This is a genomic window from Gracilibacillus phocaeensis, assembly GCF_900626275.1.
GTDB classification, from domain to species: Bacteria; Bacillota; Bacilli; order Bacillales; family Amphibacillaceae; genus Gracilibacillus; species Gracilibacillus timonensis.
This window is the reverse complement of sequence record NZ_LR131145.1, coordinates 63595-77738: the sequence shown is the minus strand read 5'-3', so window position 1 is coordinate 77738 and position 14144 is coordinate 63595. Positions and strand designations below refer to the sequence as shown.

12 protein-coding genes are annotated in these 14144 nt (G+C 36.2%); 10 read left to right on the top strand and 2 right to left on the bottom strand.

The features are described from left to right. Positions 1 to 63: 63 nt before the first annotated feature. On the bottom strand, positions 64 to 1620 hold the full coding sequence (locus E0E32_RS16470; protein WP_066185957.1) for a plasmid pRiA4b ORF-3 family protein: 1557 nt from the start codon (positions 1618 to 1620) through the stop codon (positions 64 to 66). A 278-nt stretch (positions 1621 to 1898) separates the two neighbouring features. On the opposite strand from E0E32_RS16470, the gene E0E32_RS16465 reads away from it, so the two are divergent. The 8 genes from E0E32_RS16465 to E0E32_RS16430 all read left to right on the top strand — a co-directional run bounded on the left by E0E32_RS16465 (position 1899) and on the right by E0E32_RS16430 (position 11104). Then, positions 1899 to 3221, top strand: a complete 1323-nt coding sequence (locus E0E32_RS16465; protein WP_165445059.1) for an ABC transporter substrate-binding protein — start codon at positions 1899 to 1901, stop codon at positions 3219 to 3221. A gap of 137 nt (positions 3222 to 3358) precedes the next feature. Next, positions 3359 to 4237, top strand: coding sequence for a carbohydrate ABC transporter permease (locus tag E0E32_RS16460; RefSeq protein WP_130860255.1), 879 nt, complete (start codon positions 3359 to 3361; stop codon positions 4235 to 4237). Positions 4238 to 4349: 112 nt separating this feature from the next. Next, positions 4350 to 5135, top strand: a complete 786-nt coding sequence (locus E0E32_RS16455; protein WP_207302294.1) for a carbohydrate ABC transporter permease — start codon at positions 4350 to 4352, stop codon at positions 5133 to 5135. 32 nt (positions 5136 to 5167) lie between these two features. Further along, positions 5168 to 6574, top strand: coding sequence for a glycoside hydrolase family protein (locus E0E32_RS16450; protein ID WP_130860253.1), 1407 nt, complete (start codon positions 5168 to 5170; stop codon positions 6572 to 6574). Between the two features lie 49 nt (positions 6575 to 6623). Continuing rightward, positions 6624 to 7010, top strand: a complete 387-nt coding sequence (locus E0E32_RS16445) for a VOC family protein (RefSeq protein WP_130860252.1) — start codon at positions 6624 to 6626, stop codon at positions 7008 to 7010. Between the two features lie 367 nt (positions 7011 to 7377). Next, positions 7378 to 8982: a sensor histidine kinase gene (locus E0E32_RS16440; RefSeq protein ID WP_165445058.1), complete on the top strand. Its 1605-nt coding sequence runs from the start codon at positions 7378 to 7380 to the stop codon at positions 8980 to 8982. A gap of 14 nt (positions 8983 to 8996) precedes the next feature. Continuing rightward, a complete protein-coding gene (locus E0E32_RS16435; RefSeq protein WP_130860250.1) occupies positions 8997 to 10520 on the top strand; it encodes a response regulator transcription factor in 1524 nt (507 codons plus the stop codon). A 134-nt stretch (positions 10521 to 10654) separates the two neighbouring features. Then, positions 10655 to 11104: a cupin domain-containing protein gene (locus E0E32_RS16430; RefSeq protein WP_235817425.1), complete on the top strand. Its 450-nt coding sequence runs from the start codon at positions 10655 to 10657 to the stop codon at positions 11102 to 11104. Positions 11105 to 11140: 36 nt separating this feature from the next. Here E0E32_RS16430 and E0E32_RS16425 read toward each other — a convergent pair whose 3' ends face one another. Next, on the bottom strand, positions 11141 to 11479 hold the full coding sequence (locus E0E32_RS16425) for an ASCH domain-containing protein (RefSeq protein WP_066185951.1): 339 nt from the start codon (positions 11477 to 11479) through the stop codon (positions 11141 to 11143). A 388-nt stretch (positions 11480 to 11867) separates the two neighbouring features. Here E0E32_RS16425 and E0E32_RS16420 point away from each other — a divergent pair, with 388 nt between their 5' ends. Further along, positions 11868 to 13466 carry a xylulokinase gene (locus E0E32_RS16420; RefSeq protein ID WP_130860249.1) on the top strand — a complete coding sequence of 533 codons (1599 nt, stop codon included), beginning with the start codon at positions 11868 to 11870 and terminating at the stop codon, positions 13464 to 13466. A 234-nt stretch (positions 13467 to 13700) separates the two neighbouring features. After that, a complete protein-coding gene (locus E0E32_RS16415) occupies positions 13701 to 14123 on the top strand; it encodes a putative periplasmic lipoprotein (RefSeq protein ID WP_130860248.1) in 423 nt (140 codons plus the stop codon). The last annotated feature ends 21 nt before the right edge of the window (positions 14124 to 14144 follow it).

Genomic DNA, 14144 nt, shown 5'->3' with positions numbered 1-14144 from the left:
TGAGAAACCATGATAAGGACTGTGGAACAGGAAAAGTACTACAGTCCTTATCGAATAACAGGACTAATCATAAAATGGACTGTTTTTATCCTCCAGCATCGTTTCCAATAGTACGTTAACACCCTCTAATTCATTTACAACTGTCAAGCTAATATCTAACGCTTCAAAAATAGGACGGATGATTTCGGCATAATCATCTGCTCGCATATATACCTGCTGAGGTAACTGTTCTATGCTTTGCAAGAAGTGAAAGGATTTTTCTTGCAATTCGGATATGCTATCTCCCAATTCAGTAATGTTAAAATGCATCACCAACTGACTTTCTTGTTCCACCATTACGAACATATGAGGGAGGTATGGTCGTGAGTTTGGCGTATCCTGCACTGGTTCTGGAAATGGAACAATCCCTAATTCCACGTTTTGCGCTAATGGTGATTTTTCTTTTTTTAGGCGTTTTATTTCTAATTCAGGTATGTTTAAAGAGACATCGAAAGACTCATTGACCTCTTGGATCAGATCATCAATGGACAGATAAATATCTTGACCTTTTTGATTAACAGCAAATATATGATCTCCCGATTCTGGAACGTCTTTGTCTTTCAATTCCTTAATCATTATACGAAGTACGGGTAAAACACTAATTAATAAGAGTGCTTCTTCATGATCAATCATCCATGGCATTTTATTAGGTGCTAAGCTGAGAAAGGATGGCCATTCATGTTTACCCCGATAGCTTCTGCCAAGACTTTTAATTAAATCATATTCTTCAGGCTCCAGCTCGTCACGATTATTGAGGTAAACAGTAATGGCACGCTGTCTCAAGTCTATTGATGGCTCTTCCTCTTCCGTGCTTTGAAAAAATTGTAAAAGCGCTTTGCTGCCAGGGAAAAAGCTAATGCCATACGTAACCTCGCCATTACCCATAATCGACGCATACATATAGTCTCCTAATTCAGTAGACCATATACCGACAATTTGCGTATCTGTTAAGGTTTCCCAAGGTTTTAATTGTTTTATTTCCTCTATGTAGTCAAACAGAAGGTTCCATTCCTGTTCCGTAGGCGAATGTTTTTGTTGATAAATCTCCTCATTCTCTAACTCATACTCCTCCTCCATCTCTTGAAATGGTTCTAACATAAAGTTAATATCATCCAACAGTAACTCATTCTCTGAATACTGCTCGGTGTCTAGTGGAAGTTCAAGTTGTTCGTCCCATTCTTCCAGCTCTGGTTCCTCAAGCTCTTCATCCCCCTCTGCTGCTATACAAACGGGTAAAGGATGGTCTTCAGAGGCAGTAAATTGTTTTTCCAATATGATTTCATGTTCCCAGTGATCACCGAGGTCATAGATATAGCTTACCCGATCATTCGGCTCTTGCAAAATAGCTCCCAAAGTAACCTCTGTTTCATCTAGATCATTTTCTTCACCGAAAATTCCTTCGATTATCGGGCTAATTGTCAGATTTTTTTGGTTGAAGATATGCATATGAGAGTTAGACCAGTCAAATGCTACTTGCAAATACATATGAAATTCTTCAAATGTTGTTTCTTCGGATACAAGTAATGTTCGCCATTTTGGATTTTCGACATGTTTTAGGTCGATCCGTAGTTGTAATGTCATAAAAGCACATCCTTCGGTAAGATTACTTGCAATATATCATTAATCATGGAAAAAGTATATGAAAGTTAATAGATTCTAAGTAGAAATTACTGCTTCATAGTAAATGAGTGAAAGGGCTAGTAATTAAAAAACAAAAATATCTGACATTTAAAAAAAATCTTAGAATTTAATTAGTTAGTAATATGAAGTACAATTTTATTAGTAGATGTAAGCGCTTATTATTTACTGTTTAAAACGTAAAATATCTGGAAGAGAAACTAGATATGAGGAGGATATTTATGAAAGGTAAATTGTTATTTTCTATCATGATAATGTTACTGCTAGTAATTATTGGTTGTAGCAATAACACAGATGGCTCTTCAAATGAAGAAAATCAGGAGGCTGATACAGCGTCCCCAGCTAAGACCATTCGTTTTATGTCGAATGGGAATGAAAATAATGGTGATTTTCGAGTGGTAACATCGATCGCGGAGCAATATCAAGAAGAGGTAAATCCGAATTTTGAGTTGCAGATTGAATCGATTCCTACTCAAAGTCAATATTTTCAAAAATTACAAACTTACATTGCCAGTAATCAAATGCCGGACTTTTTCAAACTGCCTAACGGACCTATTGCTGAGACTTTAGTAGAGCAAGATAAATTGGTTGATATCAAGGCAACCTTACAAGAATTTGGTAGGTTTGATGATTTTCATAATTCTGTCATCGATTTTCTTTCATTTGAAGATGATAGTCTTTACCTGTTTCCTGAAGGACGATACGGTGAAGCGTTTTGGTACTATACGGAACCATTTGATGAATTGGGTTTAGAAGAGCCGGAGACCTTTGAAGAATTCCTAGATGTAGTACAACAATTAAAGGAGGCAGACTATACACCAATCAATGTTGCTGGAAAGGAACGATGGCAATTAATTAGATATTTATCGCATATTCCATTACGTTTAACACATTATGAATTTATGGATGGTCTTAAGGTCGGTGATACTTCATTAACCTCCGATATTGGTATGCAAGCACTTAACTTCCTTAACGATTTATCCGAAAAAGAAGCGTTTCAAACTGGATTTAGTAACACGGACTATACAGATTCTATCAATCAATTTATTGGAGGAGACCAAGGAGTCATACACTATAACGGTAGTTGGGAAATTGCGCAATTCGAGGAGAAATATGAAAGTGGTGAATTAGATTATTTCTTTATTCCCGAGGTAGCGGGCGAAGAGAATCCTGGCCCATATACATCAGTAACAGCTGGGTTAGCTTATGCGTTTAATGCAGATACCTTTGATGATGAGACAAAAAGATTTTTTGAATATCTTGTAGAACATTATCATGAGAAGGCAAATGACGAAGGTTTTATGTCTCCTATGATAGGCGATGTACCAGAAGATGCCAGTCAACTTTATGTGGATTTTTCTGAAGATTTAGATAAGGTAGAACTCGGTGGACTATCTTGGGATGATAAGCTGGATCCAGCCAGTACGGAAGAAATGGGAGTGGCTGCAAACGAATTAGCTTTAGGAATGATTACACCGGAAGAGTTTGCTGAGCGTCTAGATCAAACCATTGCAGAAAATGCACCAGCTTTTTTCAATGAGTAGGTAGATAAGAAACCCCTCTGGATGTTTTATTCATCATACATTTGGAGGGACAATCTTAATAAACTGGTATGGGTTTGTTTTTGGCAAATAATTGTACCGTGTGTTGTATTGACGAATTTAAATAAGGATGGAGTGGCATGAACAAATATTTAAGTAATAAAAAAGCAGTCTTTCTGTTTTTATTTCCAGCAGTTTTAGTGTATGTGTTAACCGTTTTTTTACCATTAATATGGTCACTAGGGTATAGCTTCTTCTCTTGGAACGGTTTAACTGGAATGAAGTTTATTGGGATAGAGAACTATGTTACCTTATTTTTGGGAGATCCCGTGTTTTGGAAAACACTTTGGAATACAGGGAAATTTACATTTTTAAATACATTTATTCAGATCTTTTTAGGTTTGGCTTTAGCACTGCTGCTAACGTATATTAGATCAACAAGAGAGATATTCCAAACCATTTATTTCACTCCGGTTATTATTTCAACTGTAGCCATTGCAGAAATATTTTCGAATATATATTCTATTAATCCTTTAGGAATATTGAATTATACATTGGGATTACTAAATGAGAATTGGCAGCAAATTGAATGGTTAACCGATCCGAATCTATCATTGTTATCTGGTACAATTGCCGAGGGTTATCGGTATGCGGGTGTATACATGGTGATATTTTATGCAGCTTTAATTGCTATTCCTGAAGAAATTATTGAAGCAGCTAAGATAGATGGAGCTTCAGGGATGAAAATGCTTAGGTTTATCAAGATGCCTTTGATTAAACCAATTTTTATAACCTGTGTGGTTTTAGTACTAAATGGTTCGCTGAAAGCTTTTGATGTACCATATTTGTTGACGCAAGGTGGTCCGGGAACATCCAGTGAGCTTACGATAACTTATATGTACAAACAAGCCTTCACATCATTATCTTATGGTTATGGCAGTGCCATTGCAGTATTCATAGCTGCACTAAGTTTCTTAGTGATTATTATTATATTCCTATTTAGCAGAAAAAAAGGGTGATCCAACAATGTCGAAATCGATAAGTACGTTCCACTCAAAGAAACATAATAAACTAATAACGTATAGTTTTCCTTTTTTAGCTAGAAAGGGAATACTAACCTTTTTGATTATAATGGCAACTGTGATAACGTTTTATCCAGTGGTCTGGGTGGTGTTATCTAGCTTTAAAACATTAGAGGAATTTCAAACATCAAACCCGATTTCATTACCTGATTCATTTAATTTAATGAATTACAAAAACGTATTACAAAATAGTAGTATTGATCAGTATTTTTTGAATAGTATTATCGTGTTAATTGGTGTGTTAATTGGGATTTTAACGTTATCTGCCATGGCGGCATTTGCTATTGAAAAATTACGATTTAAGTTCAATCAAAAAATGCTGATGTTCTTTTTGATTGGTATTATGGTTCCTCTACAAATAGCGTTAATACCTTTGTTTCAAATATACAGTCAAATTGGTTTATTAAATTCCTATTTAAGCTTGATTCTTCCACAGATAGGATTTGGTTTACCAATGGCACTCTATTTATTTGTTTCATTTTTCAAGAATATTCCAAATGAAGTAATTGAGTCAGCAACCATAGATGGTTGTTCCATATATAGAGTGTTTTTTAGTATTGTACTGCCAATGTCTAAGAGTGTCATTGTTACAGTAGCTACCTTATTTGGTGTATTTACATGGAATGAATTTATTTTTGCCTTCACTTTTATAAGTGATCCCAATATGTATCCGGTTACTCTAGGACTTCGTGATTTTGTTGGGAATTATGGATTAACCGATTGGGGGCAAACTTACGCAGCTATCACATTAACGATTTTACCGACTTATTTACTGTACTTTTTCTTAAGTAAGCACATTATGAAGGGAATGACAGCGGGTGCTGTTAAATCATAAATCATTATATTATAAGGAAGGATGTTTAGACGATGCATAAATTATATTATCAACCAGAGGGATATTGGTTTGGAGATTGTATGCCTTTTTATAAAGATGATGTATTCTATTTATATCACCAGCGAGACGGAAGAAATCCTGGTCCGCTACCTGTCTGTGAACCATTTGGATGGGATTTAGCAACAACAAAAGATTTTGTTCATTTTGAAGATAAAGGAGAAGCAATACCAACTGGTGGTAACGAGGAACAGGATCAATTTATATTTGCAGGAAGCGTATATCAAGCTGACGATCATTATTGTGCCATGTATACAGGATTTAATAGAGATTATCCTGCATTAGGCAAACCATCTCAAGTACTAATGCAAGCAGTTAGTGACGACTTATTACATTGGAAGAAGATAGATGAGGAATTGGTTTTACCTCAACCTGGTTACGACCCAGATGATTGGAGAGATCCCTTTATATTTTGGGATGATGAGGCACAAGAATATATCATGATTCTAGGGGCGAGAAAATTGGAAGGAGAACAGGTAAAGACAGGATGTACAGTATATTTCACCTCAAAGGATTTAAAAGAGTGGAAATTTAAAGGAGATTTATGGGCGCCAAATCTTTATTCTATGCATGAAATGCCTGACATGTTTAAGATGGGGGACTATTGGTATCAGCTTATAACTGAATACAGTCACAAAAGTAAGACAATTTATAGAATGAGTAAAAATGTAAATGGTCCATGGACAGCGCCCATTGACGATGCCTTTGATGGCAGGGCTTATTATGCTGCAAGATCGTTTTCGGATGGTGAAAAACGTTATCTATTTGGCTGGGTCGCCACTAAAGAAGAGGAAGATGATCTTAACAACTGGCAATGGGGTGGTGCATTGGTTGTGCATGAAGTTTACCAACGTGCGGATGGATCTTTAGGGGTGAAGATTCCTGACGGAGTGAATAATGCCTTCGAATCACCAGAGAAATTGCATCCAGACAGTATTAACCTTTCCTCAAGAGACGGATGTCATAAAATAACTTTGAGTAACCATACAGGAGATCTATTTAAGTTTGAGACTACGGTTAAATTTTCAGCAGGCACGAGAGAATTTGGTCTGCAATTATTCGAAAATGAAACTACTGGTGACTCCTATCAATATAATTTAAGTGTAGGAGAAAATCGATTAACCTTTGATAAAACCCCAAATCAGCCATGGAATAGATTCTTTGATAAAGGGTTGGAAAGACCTATTCAATTGGAGGCCAACAAAGAGTATCATATTCAATTGATTGTAGATGACACGATTGCAACGCTTTATATTGATGGTGTAGCATTGAATGTTAGGATGTATAATAAAGGTGGTACAGCCCTTTCCGTGTATGTAGTTGAAGGAGATCTGCAGATTGCTGCTGAATCTAATTTGTCAAAAGAATTAAAGAACCAATAACACTGATAAAGGTACTGTACCATATTGCTAATAAGGGGTGTTGCTAACGATGCTCACAAATCAGGTATCAGGATTACAACATATTGGTATTCCTGCCTATTCGTTAAATGAGTCAATAGCTTTTTATCATGAGTTAGGTTTTTCCGTGGTGTATAAAAAGGAAAAGGATAGTCGGCATCCAAATGTGGCGTTTGTCCAGCTTTATGATCTTATCATTGAACTATATGAAGAACGGGCGGTTCTTAGTGATGGGAGTATTAATCATTTTGCATTGAACGTGAATGACGTACAAGAAGTTTGGAATTTTGTTCAACGTAAAGGCTGGAGTAATGTAAGCAAATCTGTCGAGTATTTACCTTTTTGGGAAAATGGAATTCGTTACTTTGTTATAGAAGGACCGAATAAGGAAAAAATAGAATTTTGTGAGTACGTATAATTCCAAATATTTACTTAGGAATGGTAACTATTGAAATAAAATTAAGTGATTGATGTTTGATTAGCTGTATTTTACGAGAAGGTTATATGGAATGGTGGATATGGATCGAAGTCAATGGTTGCCGACGTCTTGATTCATGTCCACTAATTCTATGCACTAGTTAGAATCTCTTGTTTGAATCAGCCCAACACTAAATAATGATATATTCTTTTAATCACAGGAGGGATAGGCTTGAATGATAATGAAGAAACTAGAATTGTTTACAAATGGCCCATCAATAAATCGAAAAATATTTTTATTAGGCACGTTTTCCTCCTTAATTCCATTAATCTTAATTACCTTCTTTAGTTTTTATTATTTCAGCAACATGGCTGAGAAGAATATATCAACTACCACGAATAATCTATTGAATATTGCAGATTGGAATATCACCACATTTATACATGACTTTGAAAGTATTAGTAACATATTATTAGGATCTAACGATATTCAAAGTTTTTTAAAACAACAAAAAGATGAATCATATGCGGCGCGTACAGCAACTAATGATTTGTTAGCGAATGTTACAAATAATAAAAGTTACATTAATGGTGTATATATAGGTAATCAACATGTCGAGCATATGATAAAGACTAGTGGAGAAAGTAAGTATGCCTTCAATATTTATCATTCCATACAATCCACTGAGACTTTTGAAAAAATAGTGCAAAATAACGGAAATGGTATTTTTTTTAATAGAAATGATCTTTATTTGCTTCAAGAAAGCCGTTCTATTACTTACGGTAAAGTAATAAATGATATTAATAATTTTAATCCAATTGGAATTTTAGTGATTAATTTTGATGAAGACGTTTTCCATGATATGTTTAGTAATTTAGAGACAACAGGTAATATTGCAGTGGCAAATGCTGATTCGACAATTTTGTACAATAAAGATACCAGCATTTTATCGGATGCTCAGATAGCAGCGATATTACCTGAGTTAAAAGATAATAGCATGATTAAAAAGGAAATAGACGACCGCACTTACATCATTAATTCGCGTATTAATCAACAATCAGGCTTTCGGATTGTTAGTGCAACCTTGTATCAAGAATTGATTAAGGAAGCTGTAAATCTACGAAATATTACCAGTATATTAATATTGATAGCTTTTATTATTGCTATAGTTAGCGCTTTTTTGATTACACAAAAAATTACGAAGCAGTTAACTGTACTATCTAATATAACGAATAAGATGGAAGATAGGAAAGAAAAAATCGAACATATCAGTTTTGATATCGAGGACGAAATAGGAAAAATAGGGAACCGGCTTATTTATTTATATAATAGAAATAATGACTTACTTATACAGCTGTATGAAACCAAGCTGCAAGCGAAAGAATCAGAGTTAATTACGCTGCAAAACCACATTAATCCTCATTTCTTGTATAATACATTGAATTCGATCTATTGGTTAGCAGAAAAGAACAAGGTAAAACCTATTGCGGATATGGCATTGAATATGTCTGAATATTATAAATTAGTGTTGAATAACGGTGATCATATCACAACAGTAAGAAATGAGATCATTCAAATTCAAAAATATTTACAGATCATGAATGTAAGATACAATGGCACATTAGATATCACCTATGACATCGAAGAGGAATTGTTAGATTATCGAATATTAAAATTATTAATACAACCGCTAGTAGAAAATGCTGTTACCCATGGTTTATCTATGAAAACAGATAACAAAAAATTAGAAATATCTGCGAGTTTGAAGGGAGGTATCATGTGTATTGCCGTTATAGATAATGGTATTGGATTCGAACATCAACCTTTAATCCACTCAAGCGGGTATGCCTTGAAAAATATTGACCATCGTATCAAGCTATTTTATGGAGAAAATTATGGTTTAACAATAGAGAGTGAGATAAACAAAGGCACAACTGCTACCATTATAGTAAAAGCAAGCATTAATTCTTAATAGGAGTGTCTGCCATGTACGGTATGGTTATTATCGATGATGAGGAAATCGTTATAGATGGCTTAACATCTGTAGTGGACTGGGAAGAACATAAAATTAATATTTTAGGCACTGCAACGAATGGATTACATGGATTAGAAATTATTTTGCAAAGAAAACCTGATATTGTCTTAACAGATATCCGAATGCCAGGGCTAGACGGATTTCAACTAATCGAACAAGTAAGAGAGGAATTACCCAATACGATTTTTGTTATTATTAGCGGTCATGCCGAATTTAATTATGCTAAGAGCGCAATTAAACTTGATGTTATTGATTATCTTGTAAAACCAGTTAATGTTCAGGATATACTTTTAGTTATTGAAAAGGCAATAGCAAGAAGTGAAAGGGCGAAAATAGATTCCATTGATCAATACAAACAAGAGATGATTCATCAGCAAATGTTTGATGTAATGCTTGGCATGGAAATGAACAATCTTATGTTCGCTAATGCTGAGAATTTTTACTATTTCGTAGTCTGTCTTGGGTTTGAAAATCAGTATGCTTTAGGAGATGAAAAAATAGAGAAGGTCATTCTGAAAATGAAAGAGAGACTAGCAGTTACAAATGAGCACGTGTATCATTATTCGCTGGAGCAACGTTTTTATTTTTTAGTGTTTAATAAAAAAAAGCAGGGCTTAGTAAAGGAAGATATTTATGAAATACATTCAATCATTGATAACGAAATGAAGCAGCAAACAGGCTTAGGAATAGGGCGTACTTACGAAGGCGTAACAGATGTTTCCTGTTCTTATAAAGAGTCGATAGTTGCTTTTGAGTGGGCATTCTTTTGGCAACGAGCCTATTCTTTTTTTAATGATATAAACCAAGTGTTTATCTTTCAATCAGAGGATTATATGAAAGAGATGACAATGTTGTTTAAAAGAAAATCATTAGATAGTCAGGCAATTGCTACATGGATAGATAATCTGTTTTTGTTGTTGAAAGAAACCAAGCCTGACCCATCTGAAGTGAAAATAATAAGTGATACCTTTATCGATCATTACAGTAAATATATAGAAGAGACATATGGCGTAATACTAAAAAACATTTTGAATGCCCCTTTCTTATCTAATAGCCACTTGATAACTATTTCTGAATATCAAATCTATTTAAAGGAAATGGTAAGCCGAGTTAGTAATGTTATAAAAACAAAAAGGATCAACCCAAGAGCCAAGTTAATCAAAGAAATTAAAGCTTATCTAAATGAAAATTATCAACAACCAATCCAATTAATCGATGTAGCAGCTGAATTTGATATGAATACTTCCTATCTTAGTCATTTATTTTCTAAGGAAGTTGGTATGACGATATCAGAATACTTGCTGGAAATCAGAATGACTCATGCAAAAAAACTCCTTAGAACCACGAGCTATAAGATAGACAAAATCTCGAACATGGTTGGGTATGAAAATAGTAGGTATTTTCATCAGGTGTTTAAGAAATATGTTGACAGCACACCGAGTAACTATAGGAAGGAGCATACCATCGAGATATAATGGACATCCTAAAATATTGCAACAATCACGATATACCATAAAAGCGGTAACGATTAACTAGGCCAATACATAGAATAATATGAAAATGTAATGGAAAGGAGTCGGTTATGTATTATCCAGCTGAGTATTATCCGATGTATGATGAGACTAATCTTCTGCCAAACAGACAACCGAAAACGGACTTTGGCAAGCAACCTTTTGTTGTCAATATCGCAGAGGCGACAATGCAAAACCAAAATTATCGAACGGCACTTTGGACTGGAGAACATTTGCAACTAACCTTGATGTGCATTGCGCCAGGAGATGACATTGGATTAGAAATCCATCCGAGTACGGATCAATTTTTACGTTTGGAACAAGGGCAAGGATTAGTGTTGATGGGAGACCGTCAAGACAACCTGAATTACCAGCAATTTGTCTGCGAGGATTATGCCATATTGGTGCCAGCAGGTACATGGCATAACGTCATTAATATTGGAGAAAGCCCATTAAAGCTATATTCTATTTATGCGCCACCCCACCATCCTTATGGCACGGTCCAACCTACTAAGGCAGATGCAGAAGCAGAAGAACATCATCGATAAAAAAAGAGGAAACTCCGTTTATTCGGAGTTCCCTGTTTAGGATAATGGGCTGAATTCGTGAACCCAGACTCTCATTGTAGGGAGCCAGGGCATACCAGGATGTAGAGAAAGGATAGCTTCTTTATATTCTTCCAATGTAGCAAATCCTTCTCGTTGTGCATGGGCATCGGTTAGTTCGCCCAATTTTTGCTGGTAGACATTATCTATAACAAATTTTTTATTTTCTAAGGTCATTACCTCACCTATATCGGCATAGCGCCCATTACGTCTTGTCGCCGTTTTTTTGCCGGTTAAGACTTTTTTCACATCAGGTGGATTGGTCACAAGTCTTTCGATGGAACAGGTTTTTGGTGGTAATTGCGCCTGTTTCGTCATGATATTTTCTCCTTTCCTAAAAAAGATCTTCTACTATATTATAACGTTACCAAGGGGTAACAAACAATTGGAAAAGCTTTTATAAACATGTTTATTGATCAAAAAAGTGAACACTTCATGAATTTTATAGTAAAGGAATGGGTACTTTCTTAATAAATATACATGTACGTACATTTTGTAGAATTGACGTTAGTGAGGATTTAATGGTATATTTATAAGTAACAAACTTCCCATTTTATGAAGTTAAATTATGATACATAGTTGTGCATACGAATTGTTGCAAAGGCTTACTTTTTCAACCGATTTACAGGCAATGAACAAAGGACTTTCTCAATAGATTAAAGGGAAAGCAATGCGTGATTGTTTAAAAGGAATGGAGGAATAAAGAATGAATGAGAAGTTAAATCAGGCGATTGAAGATGGAAGGACCGTACTTGGTATTGAGATGGGGTCTACTAGAATCAAAGCCGTATTGATTGATGAAGAGAATCAATCCATTGCTTCCGGAAGCCATGATTGGGAAAACAGTTATATTGATAATATCTGGACTTACGGTATCGATGAGATTTGGAAAGGAGTACAGGATAGTTATCGCAATCTGGCTGCGGATGTAAAAGAGCGGTACGGTGTCACCTTGAAAAAACTCGGAGCGATTGGGTTCAGTGGAATGATGCATGGCTATCTAGCCTTTGATAAACAGGATCAGCTGCTTGTTCCTTTTCGCACATGGAGAAATAATATTACACAGCAAGCTTCCGAGGAACTAACGAATCATTTTAATTATAATATTCCACAACGTTGGAGCATTGCTCATCTCTATCAGGCGATCCTGAATCAAGAGGAACACGTAGCAGAGGTAGACTTTATCACGACATTAGCCGGATATGTGCACTGGAAACTCACCGGGAGAAAAGTACTCGGAGTTGGGGAAGCATCAGGTGCGTTCCCGATTGATCTTGAGACAAAGGGCTTTCATCAGGGAATGATTGATAAATTTAATCAGCTTATTGCACCAAAACAATTGCCATGGAAGCTGGAAGAAGTACTGCCAAAGGTATTCGTAGCTGGTCAAGAAGCGGGCAGGTTAACGGAAGAGGGTGCAAGATTATTAGATGTGAGCGGTCAGTTGGAAGTAGGTATACCATTATGCCCTCCAGAGGGAGACGCAGGGACAGGTATGGTGGCGACCAATAGTGTTGCCGAACGGACCGGGAATGTATCGGCTGGCACTTCGGCTTTTGCGATGGTTGTACTGGAGAAGAATTTGTCTAAGGTTCACCCAGAGATTGACTTAGTAACCACACCATCTGGTAGTTTAGTAGCTATGGCCCACTCAAACAACTGTACCTCTGATCTAAATGCATGGGTTGGCTTGTTTGGAGAATTTGCTCAAGCGGTAGGAGTGGATATTGATAGTGATACCTTGTATCGTACTTTATTCCACCAGGCGTTAGAAGGGGATCCTGATGGCGGAGGATTATTGTCGTACGGTTATTTATCTGGGGAGCATGTGACTCATTTTGAAGAAGGACGGCCACTCGTGGTACGAGATTCTGACAGCCAGTTTAATCTAGCCAATTTTATGCGTACTCATTTAATGACGTCATTTGGCGCGATGAAGATTGGCTTGGATATTTTGTTAAAAGAGGAGAAGGCTCCATTAGATGAAATGCTGGGGCATGGCGGAATCTTTAAGACAGAAGGAGTAGCTCAGCGTATACTGGCAGCAGCATGTAACGTACCTACATCAGTAATGGAAACAGCTGGTGAAGGAGGCGCTTGGGGCATTGCCTTACTCGGAAATTACATGATTCACCAGCAAGAGGGCGAGACGCTAGAATTGTTTTTAAAAGAAAAGGTATTTGCCGATCAAGAAGTAACCACTATTTCAGTTGAACCGCAAGAAGTAGCAGGTTTTGAACAGTTTATGGAACGGTATAAACAAGGACTTTCCATTGAAAGAGCAGCAATAGAACATTTAAGATAAAGAGGAACCCGTGCATTCAAAGTAGGAGTGCACGGGTTTTTTATACAGCCTCCATGGTTAGTCTGCGCTCAGGAATTGTTCTACATATTTAACAAGTAATAGCATGCTTATGGAAGGCGTCAGGATTCTAAAAAATGGACATTCTCATCAAATTCTTAGTTTTTTCTCAGCAGAATTTGAGAATTTATACTGTAAAGTAATCGTTAGAAAGGGAAGAAAGGAGACAATAAACACATGAAACATCTTATGACTGTATCCATGCTTGCGATCCTACTGGCAGCATGTAGCTCAACTAATACGACAGACATAGAAGGTCAAACAGAAGGAAACTCAACGGAGCAATCAACGGTAGAAGAGAATGAAATATCGAAAGCCGAGGACGAGGCTCGTACAAATGAGGAAACGAATATAGAAAATCAACACGAAGAACAGACTAATCAAGCAGATCCATTCCCCGAGACAGAGGTATTGGCTCAGCATATCGATTTAGACCAATTAGAACAACAAATAGTGGAAGACAATCCAGGAAAACGGGTGATGCTCTTGGTATCTCCTGAAGGGGAGAAAGAATACAAAAGCGTGTTTATTAAAGAAACAAGCCGTTTGAAAATAATTCCAATTGGCCCAGGGGCTCCACTATATAATGATACAATTTAAGTGTCAATCATCATGCAAAAT